15 protein-coding genes are annotated in these 18,578 nt (G+C 53.2%); 14 read left to right on the top strand and 1 reads right to left on the bottom strand.

Annotation, left to right across the window (positions count from 1 at the left end; all coding sequences use genetic code 11):
• Positions 1-17: 17 nt before the first annotated feature.
• Entirely contained in the window at positions 18-926 is a 909-nt protein-coding gene (locus KYE_RS07320; RefSeq protein ID WP_050898276.1) for an XrtA system polysaccharide deacetylase, read from the bottom strand.
• A gap of 268 nt (positions 927-1,194) precedes the next feature.
• Here KYE_RS07320 and KYE_RS07315 point away from each other — a divergent pair, with 268 nt between their 5' ends.
• From KYE_RS07315 to asnB, 14 genes are read left to right on the top strand one after another with little or no spacing between them, the layout of a single operon-like run.
• The gene (locus tag KYE_RS07315; protein WP_008171921.1) at positions 1,195-2,601 is read left to right on the top strand and encodes a TIGR03013 family XrtA/PEP-CTERM system glycosyltransferase; all 1,407 of its coding nucleotides are present in this window, start codon (positions 1,195-1,197) and stop codon (positions 2,599-2,601) included.
• A gap of 38 nt (positions 2,602-2,639) precedes the next feature.
• Entirely contained in the window at positions 2,640-3,278 is a 639-nt protein-coding gene (locus KYE_RS07310) for an XrtA/PEP-CTERM system exopolysaccharide export protein (RefSeq protein ID WP_008171919.1), read from the top strand.
• Positions 3,278-4,849: an XrtA system polysaccharide chain length determinant gene (locus KYE_RS07305; protein ID WP_008171917.1), complete on the top strand. Its 1,572-nt coding sequence runs from the start codon at positions 3,278-3,280 to the stop codon at positions 4,847-4,849. Before KYE_RS07310 ends, KYE_RS07305 begins: the two co-directional genes overlap by 1 nt.
• Positions 4,849-5,724, top strand: coding sequence for a hypothetical protein (locus KYE_RS07300; protein ID WP_008171915.1), 876 nt, complete (start codon positions 4,849-4,851; stop codon positions 5,722-5,724). Before KYE_RS07305 ends, KYE_RS07300 begins: the two co-directional genes overlap by 1 nt.
• Positions 5,725-5,728: 4 nt before the next feature.
• Positions 5,729-7,078: a hypothetical protein gene (locus KYE_RS07295; RefSeq protein WP_008171913.1), complete on the top strand. Its 1,350-nt coding sequence runs from the start codon at positions 5,729-5,731 to the stop codon at positions 7,076-7,078.
• Between the two features lie 25 nt (positions 7,079-7,103).
• Entirely contained in the window at positions 7,104-8,216 is a 1,113-nt protein-coding gene (locus KYE_RS07290) for a GNAT family N-acetyltransferase (protein WP_008171912.1), read from the top strand.
• On the top strand, positions 8,213-9,433 hold the full coding sequence (locus KYE_RS07285) for a TIGR03087 family PEP-CTERM/XrtA system glycosyltransferase (protein ID WP_008171910.1): 1,221 nt from the start codon (positions 8,213-8,215) through the stop codon (positions 9,431-9,433). The genes KYE_RS07290 and KYE_RS07285 overlap by 4 nt, the downstream gene beginning before the upstream one ends.
• A complete protein-coding gene (locus tag KYE_RS07280; protein ID WP_227497782.1) occupies positions 9,430-10,047 on the top strand; it encodes an acyltransferase in 618 nt (205 codons plus the stop codon). The genes KYE_RS07285 and KYE_RS07280 overlap by 4 nt, the downstream gene beginning before the upstream one ends.
• The gene (locus KYE_RS07275) at positions 10,047-12,512 is read left to right on the top strand and encodes a hypothetical protein (protein WP_008171906.1); all 2,466 of its coding nucleotides are present in this window, start codon (positions 10,047-10,049) and stop codon (positions 12,510-12,512) included. Before KYE_RS07280 ends, KYE_RS07275 begins: the two co-directional genes overlap by 1 nt.
• A 9-nt stretch (positions 12,513-12,521) precedes the next feature.
• Positions 12,522-13,466, top strand: a complete 945-nt coding sequence (locus tag KYE_RS07270; RefSeq protein WP_008171904.1) for a glycosyltransferase — start codon at positions 12,522-12,524, stop codon at positions 13,464-13,466.
• Positions 13,463-14,590 (top strand): glycosyltransferase, encoded by a 1,128-nt coding sequence (locus tag KYE_RS07265; protein ID WP_008171903.1) that lies wholly within the window; start codon positions 13,463-13,465, stop codon positions 14,588-14,590. Before KYE_RS07270 ends, KYE_RS07265 begins: the two co-directional genes overlap by 4 nt.
• Positions 14,583-15,566: a hypothetical protein gene (locus KYE_RS07260; RefSeq protein WP_008171902.1), complete on the top strand. Its 984-nt coding sequence runs from the start codon at positions 14,583-14,585 to the stop codon at positions 15,564-15,566. Before KYE_RS07265 ends, KYE_RS07260 begins: the two co-directional genes overlap by 8 nt.
• Entirely contained in the window at positions 15,559-16,611 is a 1,053-nt protein-coding gene (locus KYE_RS07255) for a FemAB family XrtA/PEP-CTERM system-associated protein (protein WP_008171901.1), read from the top strand. The genes KYE_RS07260 and KYE_RS07255 overlap by 8 nt, the downstream gene beginning before the upstream one ends.
• 11 nt (positions 16,612-16,622) lie before the next feature.
• On the top strand, positions 16,623-18,554 hold the full coding sequence (gene asnB, locus KYE_RS07250; RefSeq protein ID WP_039881907.1) for an asparagine synthase (glutamine-hydrolyzing): 1,932 nt from the start codon (positions 16,623-16,625) through the stop codon (positions 18,552-18,554).
• Positions 18,555-18,578: the final 24 nt, after the last annotated feature.

The raw sequence follows: 18,578 nt of genomic DNA, 5'->3' as shown, positions 1-18,578 counted from the left end.
CAGTTCCTATCCTTCGCCTAAGCCAGGCGGATCATTTGGTTGCTTGGCAGAAGGGTTTTATCCGAATCGAAGGCATTATAGCTTTCGCTGACGGTTCCAAACCGGAAATCCTGAAGCAGCCGTTCCAGGCGATCATAGCATCGGTCAAGATTAGTGTAGTGCCGGAAGCGAGAGAACCAGCTGGCATCACTGTACCGTGGCTGATCAGGATCGATTTCCCAGGGATGCAGATAGAACATCTGGGGACGGTCCCCAAAACCTGAGGCATTGCGGAACAGATAGCGAAACACCGGATAAGGGAACTGGCGGAAATAACCACCACCCGCTGCGGGTATCGCCATTCCCATAACACTAGCGGTTGTCAGGGGAAACTCCCGCATGATGTTTCCGTTTGCCGTTTCGATGGAGTAGGGCACTGATGGCGAACCGGGGATGCCGTAACGATCATGTCGGATCGGGAAAATACTCGAGTCCCAGGTAAAACCCGCCTCGCTGAGAATATCCAGTGCCCACAGAGAGTCTTTCGTGATCGAATAGCTGGCCGCCCGGTATCCGTTTACTTCGAGGCCGATAATGTCCTCCAAGAGCTTCTTTGAGCGAAGTGTTTCCTCCCGAAAAGTCTCTTGAGATTGGTTGTAAATGAGTTGGTGGCTGTACCCGTGAGAAGCGATCTCGTGACCGTGGTCCGCCAATTTTCTGATGAGCTGCGGAAAGCGATCAGCGACCCAGCCCAGAACAAAAAAGGTTGCCTTGACGTTGTGATTGTCAAAGAGCTCCAAAAGACGTTCGGTGTTTTGCTCGACACGGCTTGGCAGCGAGCCCCATTGTTCGGCACTGATGACCCCTGAGAGCGCTGCAACGTGGAAATAGTCTTCAACATCAATACTCATTGCGTGCAAAGGCGATTTTGCTTCCGGGCTAGACATGGGTACTCCTTCCCAATTCACCACCGACAGGACGATTTTCACTCAGCTATCCGTTAAATACAATTTTAGTTGGTGTTAAAAATCAACCGAATCATAAAAGAATGTAAAAGTGTGTTACACAAAGATACAATCGTGTTGAGGTTGCGTTTTGCTGAGCGCAGAATGCACAGTATATAAAGAGGTACCGGTGGCCCAGGGTGGTTTGCCGCCGGGATAATTCGAAGTCGGTCTGTCGCTGATTGTCAAACAGACGACAAGGAAGTTCAGCGTGTCATATATTCGGTTCCGTAAACATTACCTGCACATACCCTACCTGGTACTGGCCGTACTGGAGTTCGGGCTTCTCTTCGCAATTTTTTCGTTACTCACCCTTTTTCTGACCTTCGCAGGTATCGATCACGCTCCGATGTCTGTCGATCTGGTCTCTGCGCTGCTTTTCGCCGTTATTCTCAGCAGTGGCACGCTCGCGATGGGTGGCTATCTGGCCATGGTCCACGAAAGTCTCTCCTCCCTGTTTTTTCGCACCCTGGTAGCCTACTGTTTTGTAGGTGGGATCGGGCTGACCGTGCTCTACATGGTCATGCCCACCGCGGATCCGGGCAGTGCCAACCTGTTCTGGGCCGTCATTCTTGCATCCCTGGCGGTGATTCTGCTTCGTCTTGTATTTCTCCGGATTGTGGATTCGGAACAGGTTGTGCGTCGTGTAGTTATTTTTGGCGCGGGAGATTTCGCTGCCTCACTGCTTGAGGAATATGAAACCAACATGAAGGCGCTGGGTGTAAGGATTATTGGCTGCATTGCCGACACTCCCACCCGGTCGGTTGCAGACGACAAACTTCTCCCTACACCGCGAGATTTTTACGAGTTCTGCCGCCAGAACAAGGTCTCCGAAATTGTTGTAGTTCAGCAGGAGCGCCGTCGTGCCGAAGGAGGATGGCTTCCGGTACCTGAATTGATGGAGTGTAAGCTGCGGGGCATCGCAGTCACTAGTGGCCTCGAATTTTATGAAAGGGAATTAAAGAAGGCGAAGCTGGATATGGTACACCCGTCCTGGATCGTCTTCTCCGAGGGGTTCAAGGCATCAAAGAGCAGAGCGCTTGCCAAGCGGCTCCTGGATCTCGTCATCAGCCTTACATTACTCACAGTAATGTTTCCTTTCATTATCCTCACGGCTTTGGCGGTATTCCTGGAAACAGGAAGGCCGATACTCTATAGCCAGAAACGTGTAGGCATGCTTGGGAAGGAATTTCGGATTTATAAGTTCCGCAGCATGCGGCAGGACGCCGAGAAAGACGGTAAGCCCCGTTGGGCGTCTACGAACGATGACCGCGTAACAAGGGTTGGCGCATTCATCCGCAATACCAGACTGGATGAACTTCCTCAGATCTATAATGTGATCAAGGGCGAAATGAGCATCGTTGGTCCCCGGCCTGAACGACCGGAGTTTGTCTCTGAACTGAAGGAAAAAATACCGTTTTACGACACACGTCATTACGTGAAGCCTGGATTAATGGGCTGGGCACAGCTTAAATATCCGTATGGTGCATCGGTGGAGGATGCCAAAGGCAAACTTGAATACGACCTCTACTATTCCAAGAATCACAGTTTGGTAATGGACTTTTTGATCATGATTCAAACCGTTGAGGTAGTGCTCCTTGGAAAGGGTGTGCGCTGATGATGACTAGTATAACAACAGGGATTTGGAGAACATTTATGTGTACGTTCAGTTACTTGCGGCAGGTAATGATAGTAGCGCTTGTCCTCGTTCTGGGGGGGTGCTCCGGCCTTCCGTCCTCTTCTGAAATGCCGCCGGTTTCCGAGCTGGAACCGGAGCCGTATCAGATTGGCGTTGGAGATACCATTTCGATTCATGTCTGGCGTAATCCGGAACTGGGACAATCCATCGTTGTTCGACCTGACGGATTTATATCAATGCCCCTTATGGGAGACGTAAAAGCCGAAGGCAAAGAGCCGGAGGCGCTGGCTTCAGAAATCAGCGTTGCGCTTGGCGAGTATATTCGTACTCCAGAAGTCACTATTATGGTCACCAGTCCGGCGAGCAAAGAGTTCCGCAATCGCATCCGGGTTACCGGCCAGGTCGCTTCACCTCAGTCCGTTGCATTTCAGCCAGGCATGACAGTGCTAGACATAGTGCTCATGGCAGGCGGAGTAACCGATTTTGGGGCGGGTGGACGCGCGATTCTTCATCGGCAAATTGATGGCGAATACAAGAGCTACTCGCTCGATCTGGATGCAATCTTGAGTGATGGTGATATGCGCACGAACCATCCCCTGCAACCAGGAGATGTAATCAGCGTGCCAAGAAAAGATCTTTTCCGAGGTGAGCTCTGATGGACATCCAGTTCATTCTGGATATTTTGCGGGCAGTGAAGCTCGAGCTATACAGCAAACGTGTGGCTGCAGTTGTTATTTTTATGTTGGTTACCGCCGGTGTTCTGACGTTTGGCTATCTCATGCCCAAACAGTACACCTCGGAGGCCGTTTTATATGCGGATCAATCGAATATCCTGCAGCCCCTGTTGAGAGGACAGGCAGAAGTCACACAGATCGATCGTATTAATGAAGCCCGCGAAATGCTCCAAAGCCGCTCTTTTCTCGAACAAGTTGGTCTTGATACTGGTCTGATAATGGGAGGAGAAACGGACCAGAAACGCAACGGCATTATTTCCCAGCTCAGAAACCAGATCCGTTTGCGTGTTACCAACGGGAACTTCCTGGAGCTGCGTTACACCAGTAGCGACCCTGACGAGTCCTTCCGAGTGCTGAGCTCGGTTCTGAATCGCTTCGTCGAGAGAACGGTACGGAAGAAGCGGTCAGAAAGCCAGGGTGCGTTTGAGTTCATAGATTCGCAGGTCAAGTCCTACCAGCGTCAGCTGGAGGAAGCTGAGCAAAGACTGAAGGAGTTCAAGGCTGCCAATCAGGACGGCACGGAGGGCAGCGTTCAGGGACGGATCGAATCACTACGTCGGGACATCGAAAACCTGAAACTCGAAATCCAGCAGACCGAGTCGGAAGTTCGCCTGACCCGCGCTCAATTGCAGGAAGAAGAACCCGTACGCCGAATTACAGTCGATCCTGGCAAGTCCTCTATCGAAAGGCGTCTTGCGACCATGTACCAGGAGCTTGATTCCCTGCTACTGAAATACCATGAAAAACACCCCGATATAGTCAGCATCAAGGATCAGATTGCAGATCTTGAGCGGCAGAAGTCAACGGAGGGCGATGGAGCCCGCGAGGGTGCGGTCACGGAAGTACTGGAAAATCCGGTGTACGAAAATCTGAAAATACAGCTTTCTGAAAGTACAACTCGCCTGGAGGTACAGAAAAATCGATTGGCGTCCCTGCAACGTTTGCTGGAAGAAGCATTCGAGCGGTCCCAGCGAGTGGCACAGAACCAGGCTGAATTGTCTGATCTCACCCGGGACTATGACGTTACCCGTGGTGTCTACGAAGATATGTTGCAACGGCGGGAGAAAGCTCGGCTGTCGATGACTCTGGACGTTCAGGGCGAAGGGGTCAGTTACAAAATCCAGGAACCGGCATCCTATCCCACTACCTGGGATGGCCTGCAGTTATATCAGGTCGGTATTGCAGGTCCTTTTCTTGGCAGTGCCGCCGTTCTTGGCTTGCTGACAATGCTGGTAATGTTTGATCAACGGGTGCGGTCTCCCCGGGCCTTGCAGTTGGCACTGCCGGAGACCATCCCTGTCATTACAACCATCCCCCATTACCGTAGCACTTGGAAAGACCGGCTTCTTAGAAAAGATGTCCTGTTTATCCTGTTCATCCTGGTGGTGTTTATGCTTGGTTATCTCGCAGTGCTGTTGTTCAGCGTCATGGGGGTTACGCCTGACCAATTGGTCGAGAGAGTCAGGGAGTTGACTGGTCTTGGGGGCAATTGATGGACGATAACAAGCTCTACAACGCATTGCTGAAAAGTCAGGAAGAGCGGCGTCTACTTGAGCAAAAGCGTGGTGAGGCCAGACCGGAGGAAAACTTTCGGAAAGAACGACCTTTCGCGGGTTCCGACCGATTGAAGCCGAACTGGGTAAGAATCGATACAGACGATGGTGAGAACGCCCCAACAGTCTATGACTCGTCAGTCTCTCTGGCTCTGATTGGCAACCCGAAACCCTGGAGCAGGGACCAGCTTCGAGAGCGCAAAATCATCTACTCCGGCATGCCGGATAAAGAAGTGATGGATGCCTATCGGGAGCTGCGTATTCAGCTCCGCAACAAAGCAGGTGAGGGAAACTTCACGGTACTCTTCAGCAGCCTGGGTGATAAAGGGGGTTCTGTTTTGACCGCCTTTAACCTCGCGGTTTCCTTTGCCATGGATTCGCATACTTCCGCACTTCTTGTGGATTGTGATCCCTATCACGAAGCGCTGACAAACCTTGTTTCCAGTCCAATGACCGCGGGTGTTACCGATTTCGTTGCAGATTCCTCACTAAAAATCAAAAATATTCTATACCCTAGTGGTGTTGCCAGGCTTTCCGTGATTCCTGCAGGCACACAGGTATCTTCGGCTGTTGAGCTATTCTCTGCGGTGCGTATGCGGGATCTGATGAATGAGCTTAAAGCTCGCTATCCGGACCGGTGTATTATCATCAACGCCCCACCTTTTCGGGATAACACTGAAGCCCGGATTCTGGAGCGATTTGCAGACCAGGTCGTGTTTGGCGTTCCTTTCGGAGAGGTGACCGCTGAGGAAATCTCGGAGTCCGTTGATGTACTGGATTCCGATAAATTCTCTGGCCTGGTTTTTCAGGAGTAAGCTCATGCAGCTCAGAGTGGACAGGGCACGTCGGCTCCAGGCACCCATCTTGATCGGTTTATGCATTTTGGGCGCAAATGCTTCGGGGCAGGGCCTGAGTGACAAGGTAACATCGATCTACGGTTCCGGCTCGGTGTTTACCGGATTGACCTACACCAGAACAGATACCGGCTCTGGTACAGACACCAATACCGAGCCGAGTGTCGGCCTGTCCGGAAGCCTCGGCGGTAATCTGGAAAGCGGCGCCAATTCCCTCCAGTTGCAGTACGGTGGAACGCTCGAAACCCGCAGGGATACCTTTGGAGGTGGACAAACCGACAGTAGCTCGGTGACCGGAGCATCGCGGTTCGTCCATTTTGATCCGGCAAGCCGCTTTGATTTTAACCTGGGCCACACTGTCAGCTCAGTACGAAACGACACCGGTTTCGTTGTAAACCCTTCGAGCTACGATACCCGCAACACGCTGAGTGCTGGCGCGGGCCTCCGATTTTTTCCAGGCGACTTAACCACATTGCGTTTCTCGGGCCAGGCGGGCAAAAGCTTTGGTGAAGGTGAGCTGAACGGAGGCGAGTCGTTTACCGCATCAGCGGATCTTACCCGTCGTCTTTCTGAGAGATCTTCAGCAAGTCTGGTAGGAAGCAGGAGCTGGTCTGATGATGACGGCCTGGACACGATAATAGATTCCGCTCAGGTCATTTATAACCGTACCCTGGAGAACGGTTCATTCAGCATCGGTGTAGGAACCAGTCGCTCTGAGACCGAGTTTGCTGATGGTTCCGAATCCGACGGTGATGCGGGAACGGGCTTCGTGAACCGCACGTGGGCTTCCGATGAATCGCAAACCACTGTGGCATACAACCGCCGTCTGTCAGACAGTACTACCGACCTGTCCCTCAATATTCCGGAGTTTCTGGACTTTTTGCCAGACTCCATTCGAATCAGGGATCTGGTTGTCAGTGACTCCGTTTCGATAACCCACAACACCTCCCGTCTTTGCGACGTTTGTACACTGGGACTCGTGGCTGAGGCTTCCGTGCTCGAGTCGCAGATTACAGGGGCTACCACCCATGAATACCGGACCGGAATTAACCTCGGGGTACAGCTGACGTCTCTTCAAAGGCTGAGTTTTGGTTATAGCTGGCAGGGAGACGCGGGCGAAGATGAGGGTACCATCATCGATCAGATCCACAGCTTAAACACTCGCTGGACCCGGCAGTTGGCGGAGAACACATCGTTCAGCGTTGACTTCAACCAGTCCTACCTGCGAAGCAAGCTGGAACGGAATGATCAAGAGCAGTTTACATTACGCCTTGTCCTGACCCATGGCTTTTCTCTGATGGGCACCGGGAGTTAGCGGCAGGCATGGAGTTAAGCCACTAATGCAAGCTGCGAGTCTTACCGAACTATGCTGCGAAGAGAGCAGCATTGAGCCAGAAGAACTTGCTGAAGAATGGCGGGATCTCGAGCAGTGGGCCAGCAACACCGTATTCCTTTCATGGCAATGGATTGGAGTGTGGCTATCTGTTTTCCAACCCAAAGCCAAAGTGCTGCGGGTTACACAGGGTACCCGGCTTGTTGGTTTGGGCATTGTAGTACGGTCGATTGAGCGTAGACATGCCGTTCTTCGCTCTCGGTGTTTGTACCTGCATCAGACCGGCGTGGAGTCGGAGGACCAGATCTGGATCGAATACAATGGATTTCTCTCAGGCCGGGGGTATGAGTCCGCCGTGGCGGTAGCGTGCCTGAACCATCTCAAACGGAGAGAGCCCGATTGGGATGAATTTGTTATCGGCGCAGCCGATGAAAATTACGTGCAGTCGGTATCAGAGGCTTCAGGTCTAGTTTCCCATGTTCGCTGGGAAGCGCCCTGTTTTGGTATTGATCTGTCCTCTCTCAGATCCAGTGGGCAAAGTTATCTCGATTCGTTATCTGCAAACAGTAGGCACCAGATTCGTCGCAGTCTCAGGCTTTACGAGCAAATTGGCGCCGTAACGTTGGTGCGACCAAAAACTCACGAAGAAGCTGATCTTGTATGGGGTTCAATCGCGCCATACCACCTCGCACGGTGGGGTGATAAAACGGGAGAAAGCGGGTTCGCCAACCCGGACTTCGTGCGGTTCCACCAAAGCTTCATCAGGACTAACTGGAAGGCCGGTGCAGTGGATTTGATCGTGCTCAAGGCAGGCGAAGAGGTCATCGCAATCTTTTACAACTTTCTCTACCGGAACCGGATCTACTTCTACCTTGCAGGCATCCGATCGGAGACGGACAACCGGCTGAAACCCGGTATGCTCGGCCACGCGCTCTGCGTAGAGGATTATCTCGATCGCGGTTACGACTTTTACGACTTCATGGGCGGAGAAGAAAGATACAAGCGCCAACTGGGTGTTCGACATCAATACCTGGTTCGCGCTGGACTACAGAGAGATCGCTGGAAACTCCGCGCTGAGCGAGCCGCAAGAACCATAAAGAATCGCTGGGAATTGATGTGAAGATCGTTGTTCTGTCCCACCGGATACCATTCCCCGCAAACAAGGGTGAAAAAATCCGAACGTTTCATCAGATCCAGTATCTGGCTGACTGCGGCCATGAAATAACGGTTCTTGCGCCTTATGAGCATGCCGAAGAAATCAGCTACGGCAAAGCGCTGGAAGAGCGCCTGAAAATAAAAACAATCATGTTTCCGCTTCGGCCCAAGTGGCTGAGGCTGGCGCGGGGTTTGGTAACAAACGACGCTTTGACACTCTCGTATTTTTACAGCGCCGGACTGCAAAAAACTTTCGACAGGCTGGTGAGTTCCGGAGATTACGATACAGTGCTGTGCACCGGCTCCGCCATGGCGCCTTATGTTTTCCGAAATCCTGAATTAACAGGGCGGGACAAACCAGTGCCGCTTCGTTTGATTATGGACTTTATGGATCTCGACTCCGATAAATGGCGGCAGTATCAGGCAAGTTCCGGCTTACCAATGAAACTGGTGTATGGGCGGGAGGCGAGGCTCATCAACCGGGTAGAATTGAGAAGCTACCAACGGTTTGACGAATGTTTCTTTATTTCGGCGAACGAGGTGGATCTCTTCTCCATGCAGCTGCCTGAAAACCGGAAACTGAGTGTGCTTGGTAACGGGATAAATACCAGTTCTTTTTTCCCGGTCCGCGAGGAGGACGCCGCGCGTAAACCGACGTTTTTGTTCACAGGCGTCATGAATTACAAACCAAACGAAGATGCCGTCCTCTGGTTTGTCGATGTGCTTTGGGAACGAATAAGAGCAGAATGGCCGGATGCAGAGTTCATTATTGCCGGCATGGACCCGAGTTCCAGAATAAAGCAGCTGGGAAAATTGCCCGGCATTACCGTTACCGGTTTAGTGGAGGATATCGTGCCTTTCTATCAGAAAGCCGACATCTTCGTAGCGCCGTTTCGGATTGCCCGGGGTGTGCAGAATAAAATACTTCAGGCTCTGGCCTGTGGCCTTCCGGTTATAACAACCCGCCTCGGGTTGGAAGGAATTAATGCAACCCCGGGAGAAGACATTCTTGTAGCCGATACTGAACAAGAATTCTTTGAGGCCATAAAAAAGATTCTTGAAACAGAAACGCTCTACAACAGCTTGTCGCTGAACGGAGCAGAGCTCATCCAGAGGGAATACAGCTGGGACAGTGTTCTACAGGGTCTTGCCAGGGCAATAGAAGTAAAGGATTGCGCGTGACGGGTATTATGGAAATCGCAAAGAAAGCAATCAGGATCGGGGCCCTCATCGCGGTTAGCCCGTTGGTTATTCTGTACTGGTTGTTACGCCCTGTCAGCCGGGAGGACAGCCTGTTCGCCGGATTTTCCCAAACCATGTCCTTGTTTCCGGGGCTGCTGGGCAGTTATCTCAGAATCGCTTTCTACCGCTGCGCCATGAGCCATTGTGCGAGCGACAGCTATATTGGATTTGGCACCCTGTTTTCCCACCGGGATACCGAATTGCACAGCGGCATCTATATCGGCCCTCAATGCAACATCGGCTTATCCGCAATCCACCGTAACTGCCTCCTCGGGAGCGGCGTTCACCTGTTGAGCGGCAAGAACCAGCACCGTTTTGATGATCCGGATACCCCGGTTCGCCTGCAGGGCGGGGAATTCACCAAAATATCTCTCGGCGAAAATACCTGGGTTGGCAATGGCGCCATCATCATGGCGAACATTGGCAGGGATTGCATTATCGGTGCAGGTACCGTGGTTACCAACGACATTCCCCCCGGATCAATAGTAGCGGGCAATCCCGGTAAAGTCGTTCGGAGCCGATACGCTGAATCAACACAGGGGGCCACGACATAATGGCTGGCTCCGGCGTATTTGCAGGCACGGTGAATAACCCCCACAACCTTTTGCAATGGCTGCGTTTTGGCCTCCCGATTGAGAAAGGTGTGTGTGAGGATGCGCAGTACCTTGAGTTGGCATCCGAAAGCGGGGAAAAAATCGACGCAGAGTTCAGCACCATAACCCGATGGCACGACGGTTCCGTCAAATGGGTCCTGGTGGATCTTGTCGGAGAAATGTCCGGCGCCGTTTTCCTTCAGCAAACCGGAGGATCGGGGCAGGGCCCGGCGAGGCAGCATCCGGCCTCATCTATTGAAGGGGATTTTGCCGGTGAGAAATGCCGGTTTTCTCTCGGTAATGACATCAAGGCAGAATTGTTGATATCTGTTGAGGGCGCTGAACGTCGACTGAAGCTGGCACAAAACCAGGTTGAGCGGAGAAGGCTAAGTGCCGACTACCGGTGGGTGTTCGAGGTTGAGGGCATTCGTGATCTGGAGGTCTCCCTTCGTGTGACCGATGTGCCGGCAACCGGACACATCGAGCTCAAGCCAAGAGTGCATAACCGCAGGGCCAGCCTACACCCCAATGGTTGCTGGGACCTGGGTGATCCCAACAGCCTATACATCGACAGTTTTTCAGTGAAAGTGACCAACCCGAAGGCTTCCGACACCAGACTGGAACTCCAGGATCTGGCAGCGCATCCGGCGTTTGAACGGTCTTATCCAGAGGGTGTGTTAGTCCAGTATGGCAGTGGCGGGAAACACTGGGATTCGCCGGTTCATGTTGACAAGAATGGCCAGTCAACCGTGCCCGAGCGTGGCTTCAAGCTCTTTGATAACGAGGGTGGGCACCTGGCCCAGGGTTTACGTGCCAGCCCGATTGTTCGGTTCGACAACCCGAGCGCCCGGAGATACCTGATCCCCGGCGACTTCTGGGAAAATTTTCCATCCTCTCTTGAAGTAAAAGCCAAAGAGACTTCCTGGCGGCTGTTTCCAAGGGAAACCGAACTGCAGCCTGGAGAAGCCAAAACCTGGCAATGTGATATCGGGTTTACAGTTCCCTGTGCCAGTTTCACCTACGATCCTGGCTATATCGACCACACCGGCGTGATTCTGGGGCGCAGGGTAGTTGCAACCAGTGAGCTCACCGACCTGCTGGATAACAACCTTTCAGGGCCTGGTTCGTTTAAAGAAAAACGTGAAGTCTGTGATGAATACGGCTGGCGGAATTTCGGCGAGCTCTACGCCGATCATGAAGCTCTGAATTCGTCTGACGAAGAAATCTTCGTCTCCCATTACAACAACCAGTACGACCCGATACTGGGATTTTCATTAAGGTATCTGGCCACCGGAGACCAGCGGTGGCATCAACTGGCGTGCGATCTGGCGCAACATGTGGTCGATATCGACATCTATAAAACCGATCAGGACAAAGCTGAATACAACAACGGCCTCTTCTGGCACACGGATCATTATCTGCCAGCGCTTACCGCCACTCATCGTACCTACTCGAAAGACCATCAGTACGCCTATGAAGGGCACCAAGGCGGTGGGGGACCGGGCGGCCAGCACTGCTATCCTTCGGGGCTTGCTCTACGATACCTCCTGTCTGGCGACGATACATTCAAGTATGCGGCCATCGGGCTGAGCCAATGGGTGCGCTGTTTCTATAATGGCTCACCGACGGTACTTGGCCGGTTGCACAGATTGCTCACGGTCGATCTTAAAGCCGGACAAATGACTAACGTCGGCTACATGGAGGAAGGGTACAAATACCCCCTTGACCGGGGCACAGGCAATTATCTCAGTGCCCTCATCGATGCCTTCCTGATCGAGGGCGATGGCGGTTTGCTGGATGAAATGCATCGCATCATCATCGAAACATTGTCTCCGGATGATGATCTTGCGGCCCGGGATCTGGCGAACGTTGAGGAGCATTGGTTCTACATCGTATTCCTGCAATCACTTGCCAGGTACCTCCTGCTCAAGGAGCAACTCGAACAGCCGGATCATCATTATGCCTATGCCCGCCATTCTTTCCTGCACTACGCCGAATGGGTGCTGAAGTACGAAGAGACCTACCTCTCCAATCCGGATGCCCTTGAGTTCCCAACGGATACCTGGGCTGCACAGGATTTAAGAAAGGCCAACGTGCTGTATTACGGAGCCTATTTCAATCCGGCAAGGGCAGAAGCTTTCCGGCGACGGGCAGACCTGTTCTGGGACTATTGTGTAAAAACGCTTGGAGAGTCTCCTGAAGCCCATACCACCAGAATTCAGGCGATCGTAGCTCAGAATCTGGGTGTTCGTGAGTGGTGTCTGGAACGCGACAGTTCGCCATACCCGCTGATGCCGCTAGAGCAGGTAAGGGTAAGTAAATCAGGCATCAGGCAGCGTTTTTTGCGGGATCTCCGGAAGATCCTGCGGGACTTTTCGATAACCAACGAAATCGAGTGGCTCAAGGGCCGCGTGAGCGGTCGATGAGGGGGACAAATGGATACCGTTGATTTTGTAATCCCCCACATGGGTCGCCCGGAAATGCTCCAGGAAACCGTTCGGACCATTCTGGCCCAGAGCCGAATCGAGCAGGTGGAAAGTATAACCGTGGTCACGAAAAACGAGCATCGGCTACCGCTCGTGGAACACGATAAACTGAACATTCTGTACGCGCCCGATGCAGCGTCCATCTCTGACCAGAGGAATCGTGGCGTGGCAGCCGGGCGTGCGCCCCTGGTTGCGTTTCTGGATGCCGATATCGGCCTGGCAGAAGACTGGCTGGAAGTCTGCGCCGGCCTGCTGGCAGAAAAAAGCGACCGGGTGTTGGTCAGCGCCATGCAGAAAAACTCAAAAAGCGCCGGCCGGGTAGAACGTCTCAGAACAGCGCTCAGCAATGTCAGTCTGGATGAGCCTGTCCAGTTTCTTCCCGGCAGGAACCTTCTGGTAAAACGTTCGGCCCACGAGCAGGTGGGGGGCTTTCCGGAGCACCTGCAAACCTGCGAGGACTATTTCTATACGGAACAACTGTCCCGGCTTGGCGAGCTCTATTACACCTCTCGCACCCACTACGTGCATCTGGGCGAAGATAAATCGCTACGACAAACATTTACCAAGGAAATCTGGCGCTCTGAATACAACCTGCTATCGCTGGCAGGTCGCACGGTGCCGGTCAGAGAATGGCCGAGTATTTTGTTGCCGTTCTGGATGGTGCTTGGGTTTGTTGTGCTTGTTGCCGGTACGTATTCGCGGCCATTTGGGGCTGCAGGCGCGATCATGCTGATTGTGCCGGCCTGTCTCTATAGCGCAAGGTTGTATGCCAAGCCATCAAACGACCAGCCGCTGCCGTTTCTGCTACTTTTTTATACAGTGTATTTTCTGGCCCGCGCAGCAGGTACTGTTAAGGGTACACGGCTTTTGCTGAAGAGGAAGCTCACGGAATGAGTATCAGGGTTCTGCAGTTCATCTGTCCTACCGGATATTACGGTGCCGAGCGCTGGATCAACGCCTTGGTCTCGGCAAATACGGATGATGATATTGAATACCACATCGCAATCACTGACGAGCCCGAATCGTCTGATGAGGTGCTTACACGCTCAATACTGCCTGAAGGCCAGAAGCACCGCCTCAGAATGTCGTCCAAGTTCGACCTTTTAGCTGTGTTCCGGCTTGCCAGGCTGCTCAAAGAGCGGCAGATAGACATCATCCACACCCATGGCTACAAATCAGACATCCTTGGAGTGGTCGCAGCAAGGTTGGCGGGCGTGCGGTCTGTATGCACGCCTCACGGCTTTGAAAACGCCGAAGACACCCGTCTGAAAGCCTACATGTGGCTCGGGGGGAAAGCCTTCCACTGGTTTGACCAGGTTTGCCCCCTGTCTGAAGATATCGAAAATACCGTTGTGCATGATTACGGCGTTGATTCCCGATCCGTTCGCCTGATCAATAACGGCGTGGACCTTGCGGAGGTTGAATCGGCGATCGCTGACCCGAAAACTCTCGATGCCTCGGACTTCACAATTGGCTATATCGGGCAGTTGATCAGCCGCAAGAACTTGGCGGCAACCCTTGAAGCCTTTGCTCTGTTTCATGGGGAACACCCGAATGCCCGCCTGGTGTTGATTGGCGACGGTGAGGAAAAACCGCGTTTGATGAAGCAGGCCAGCGAGTTGGGGCTGTCAGATGCAGTGGAGTTTCTCGGGTTCCGGGACGATCGCCTTCAACTTCTTCCTGCATTTGATGTTTTTGTACTCACTTCATCCCTGGAAGGAATCCCGCGCTGCCTGATGGAGGCCATGGCCGCCAATGTCTGCGTGACGGCCTTCGACATTCCGGGCGTTGATGTGCTCGTGAAACCAGACGAAACCGGCGTGCTGGTTCCTTTTGGCGATACAGGCTCTCTGGCAAAGGCATGGGCTAATCTGATGCAAAGCCCAGACACAAGGGCAAGGCTTGCTGAAGCTGGCCGGTCCTGGGTTTATTCCAGGTTCTCTGCTGCAGCAATGGCGGAGGAGTACGCCGCCTTGTTCAAGAACCTGAGCGCAAAACAGATGGTCAGTAATGCGTAAAGTCTATTTCGTGCTCAGTGTGGATACCGAAGAAGAGTGGGACTGGGATGGCCCCTTTCCGAACAAGGTAATTTCTGTTGAGAACGTAGACCATCTTCCGGCATTTCAGGGCCAGCTGAATGATCTGGGCCTCAAAACCAGCTATTTCCTGGATTATGCGGTGATGGAGAATCCCCATGCCCGGGATCTGCTGGCGGACCTTTACCAGAGCAATCCCGGCATCGAATACGGGTCGCACCTCCATCCCTGGGTAACGCCACCCATTGTGCCCGTTAAATCGGAAGCAGACTCCCACATTGTAAACCTGCCCATCGACATTGTTGGCGAGCAACTGAAATCCCTGACCAGCACCATCACCGAGCTGACAGGCCGCCAACCCACGTCGTTTCGGTCCGGGAGGTGGGGTATCAACGATGACATACTGCGGGCACTGGCGGACCAGGGCTATCTCGTGGATTCCAGCATCTACCCGTTTTACGAAAACGACTGGTTCAGCTGTGCTGATTACGACAGTTGGCCGCTCGCTATGTCCTACCTTCAGACAACCCCGGAACTTATCGAGCTGCCGGTAACCGCAGGCTTCAACCACCGGCCGTTTACCAGGGCACAACGCCTACACAAGACACTTGAACAGCCAGCCTGGGCCCGGTTCCACGTGATCGGCGTGCTATGGGCGCTGATGCTGCACCGGAAAATCTATCTGAGCCCGGAACTCTCCACCAGCCGCGACATGATTGCCCTGTGTAAAGAGATGCTTCAGGCAGAGTGCCCGGTGATCCACATGTATCTGCACAGTTCCAGTCTTCTGCCGGGGTCAACACGCTATGTTCAGTCCCAGAGGGACAAAAATCGGCTTATGAAACGCATTGAGAGCGTGGTCGACTTTCTCCGTTCCCAATGTGAGGTGGAACCATTGGCCATCACGGAAGCGGCTCTTCGCCTGAGAGAAGAGGGGGCTCTCAAAGACCATGGCTGAGGCAGTGCTGGTTGATTATCAGGAACGGGAGAACTGGAACACCTTCGTTGCCAGTGCAGAGTCTGCGACTCCCTACCACAGATTTGAATGGATGGAAGCGATAGAGGCTGCCTACGGCCATAAACCTTATCCGATTGGCATCAAACAAGAGGGCAGGATCGTTGCGGTACTGCCGTTGATACTCATGGAACAGCCGTTGACCCGAAAAAAGGCGATGGTCAGTTTACCGTTCTGTGATTTAGGAGGCGCTGTGGGCGCTGTGGGCCATTGCGAGCTAATGACGAAAAAAGCCGTGGAACTGGCAAATTCCATGGCCGCCCGCGAACTGGAAGTACGGCAGAGAGACAATACGGGCCTGGGCTATGATTTTGAAACCCTGGCTTCGGAGCTTGGCAACCGGAAAGTTAGTATGATCCTTGAGCTGGAAGCAGACAGTGAGAAGCAGTTGGCTGCTTTCAAGCCAAAACTGCGCAGCCAGATAAAAAAAGCCATGAAAAATGGCTGCACGACAGAGCTCGGTAACAGCCATCAGATGGTTGAAGATTTCTACCACGTTTTCAGCCGCAATATGCATGCGCTTGGTTCGCCTGTGCACAGCAAGGATCTGTTCCATGCCATATGCAAGGCTTTTGGTGATCAGGCCGTTGTTGCCGTAACTTATTTCGAAGGTGAAGTAGCAGCCGGGGGCATTGTGCTGAAAAACGGCCAGAATGCCGCCATACCCTGGGCCTCGTCGCTCTCCGAGTACAACCGCCTGGCACCTAATATGCTGCTGTACTGGGAACTCCTGTCACATTGTGCGAATAATGGCATCCGGGTCTTTGATTTTGGCCGTTCCAGCTTTGGTGAGGGCACCTTCCGGTTCAAGAAGCAGTGGGGCGCGCAGCCGTATTTGCTGTCGTGGCAGAACTGGATGGATGCCAGCGAAACCGGCGCCGGTGCGCCGGGTAAGATCAGGCCCATGCTCGAGAACGCCTGGCGCCGTCTGCCCCTGAGGCTGGTTAATTTACTCGGGCCACTTGTGCGAAAGCACATCCGTTTATAGGGATTGTTAACGTGTGCGGTATAGCAGGATTTACGACTTCTCATCAGTCTGACAGCCATCTCGATTTAGCTGAGGCCATGGTCGCTTCCATTCGCCACCGGGGCCCGGATGCCCAGGCAGTGCGGCAGTTCAACGGCGCAGTGCTGGGCCATGCCCGATTGAGCATCATTGATCTTTCCGAAGCCGGTAACCAGCCCTTTGTCTCCAACGATGGCCAATACGCCCTGGTGTTCAACGGTGAAATCTACAACTTCAAAACCCTGCGCAGAGAACTTGAAAACCAGGGTGTGGGTTTCCGCACCCAGACCGACACAGAGGTCGTACTCGCGCTATTGGCAAGAGAGGGCATGGCCGCCATCGAAAAACTGAACGGCATGTTCGCCATCGCCTTCTGGGACAACGAGGCCGGCACCCTGGATCTGGTTCGGGACCGCATTGGCAAAAAACCCCTGTACTACACCGAACAGGATGGCCAACTGTTGTTCGCTTCAGAGCTCAAATCCTTGCTCCAGTGCCCGAATGTATCCCGCGAGATACGCCCTGACGCGGTTTACGATTTCTTTGCCTACCAATACGTACCCGACCCGAAAACCATCTTCAAATACATCTACAAACTGGAGCCGGGCAGCCACCTGCACCGCACCAAAACGGGAAAGATAAAGGTGCGCCGGTTTTGGGCACCGCAAATGGGTGAGCCTGAGTCCGTGAGCATGGAAGAGGCGAAAGGCCAACTGCTGGATCTACTGGAAGACGCCACCCGGCAGCGAATGATCAGTGACGTACCGTTGGGCGCATTTTTGAGTGGCGGAGTGGATTCAAGCGGCGTGGTCGCAATGATGGCCAAGGGCGGGCATACCGTAACTACCTGTTCAATCGGTTTTAAAGAGAAAGACTTCAACGAAACCGAATTCGCACAGGCCGTAGCCAACCAGTACCGGACAGATCATCGGGAACACACGGTGGAGGACGGCGTTGCAGAACGCCTGCTGGATATCTGCCGGTTCCTGGATGAGCCTTTCGCGGATTCATCCCTGGTACCCACCTTTCTGGTATCCGAGCTCGCCAGGAAAGACGTAACCGTAGCCTTGACCGGGGATGGCGGCGACGAAATCTTCGCCGGCTATGAAAAATACGCCACCGACTGGCGAGAGAACCAGCTAAGGAACAAGTTTCCCTCGTCTGTAAGGGCAGTCATGGGTAACCTGGCTCCGGCACTACGCAGAGTACCCGGAAAATTCCTGCGCCGCGCAAGTTCCCTGATGCACAGCCTGAGCCTCGACCCGGCGAAGGCCTTCTACGTCACCAATACCTTCATTGATGATCACATCTGGCAGCTCCTGCTGAACGAGGATTTCCGGAAAGACCTGGCCGATTACCATCCCAGTGAACTTACAGAGCACGTTTACAACCAGTGTGATTCCGAAAACCATCTGGCAAAGATCCTGTATACCGACATGCGAACCTTTCTGCCCGGAGACATACTGGTAAAAGCAGACCGAATGAGCATGGCCAATTCCCTTGAGCTGCGCTCGCCACTGCTGGATTATCGCATCATCGAGTTCGCCAACCGCCTTCCGTCCGAGCTTAAATTCAATAAAGGCGATAAAAAAATTGTGCTGCGCGAAGCGCTCGAGCCACTGCTGCCGCCGGAGATTCTGAACCGCAAAAAAATGGGCTTCTCCACGCCTCTGGCGACCTGGTTCCGGGAAGAATTAAAGGGCATTGCGGAAGCGCATTTTTTTGAAAAAGGGCAGGGCCTTGGCCAGATCTTCCGAAAAGATCACATAAGATTGATATGGGACCAGCATCAGCGAGGATTGTTCGATCATGCCCCGCTGCTCTGGAGTATGCTGATGTATGAAATCTGGTGGCAGAATTACATGGCAAGCAACGAGGCAGACAAGCCTCAACCGGAAACACAAGCCGCTCTGGCCCCTTGTTAACAGCTCACGCTCTGGATTGAATGA

Origin of the sequence: Marinobacter manganoxydans MnI7-9 (genome assembly GCF_000235625.1) — a bacterium.
Taxonomy (GTDB): domain Bacteria; phylum Pseudomonadota; class Gammaproteobacteria; order Pseudomonadales; family Oleiphilaceae; genus Marinobacter; species Marinobacter manganoxydans.
Note: the sequence above shows the minus strand (reverse complement) of the source record. Positions and strands in the feature narration are given on the sequence as shown.

Bases quoted from the DNA above. Each gene is read 5' to 3' on its own strand.
- KYE_RS07260 (WP_008171902.1), top strand. From the start codon at position 14,583: ATGCGTAAAGTCTATTTCGTGCTCAGTGTGGATACCGAAGAAGAGTGG.
- KYE_RS07270 (WP_008171904.1), top strand. From the start codon at position 12,522: ATGGATACCGTTGATTTTGTAATCCCCCACATGGGTCGCCCGGAAATG.
- KYE_RS07290 (WP_008171912.1), top strand. From the start codon at position 7,104: ATGCAAGCTGCGAGTCTTACCGAACTATGCTGCGAAGAGAGCAGCATT.
- KYE_RS07300 (WP_008171915.1), top strand. From the start codon at position 4,849: ATGGACGATAACAAGCTCTACAACGCATTGCTGAAAAGTCAGGAAGAG.
- KYE_RS07305 (WP_008171917.1), top strand. From the start codon at position 3,278: ATGGACATCCAGTTCATTCTGGATATTTTGCGGGCAGTGAAGCTCGAG.
- KYE_RS07310 (WP_008171919.1), top strand. From the start codon at position 2,640: ATGTGTACGTTCAGTTACTTGCGGCAGGTAATGATAGTAGCGCTTGTC.
- KYE_RS07295 (WP_008171913.1), top strand. From the start codon at position 5,729: ATGCAGCTCAGAGTGGACAGGGCACGTCGGCTCCAGGCACCCATCTTG.
- KYE_RS07255 (WP_008171901.1), top strand. From the start codon at position 15,559: ATGGCTGAGGCAGTGCTGGTTGATTATCAGGAACGGGAGAACTGGAAC.
- KYE_RS07320 (WP_050898276.1), bottom strand. From the start codon at position 926: ATGTCTAGCCCGGAAGCAAAATCGCCTTTGCACGCAATGAGTATTGAT.
- KYE_RS07265 (WP_008171903.1), top strand. From the start codon at position 13,463: ATGAGTATCAGGGTTCTGCAGTTCATCTGTCCTACCGGATATTACGGT.
- KYE_RS07275 (WP_008171906.1), top strand. From the start codon at position 10,047: ATGGCTGGCTCCGGCGTATTTGCAGGCACGGTGAATAACCCCCACAAC.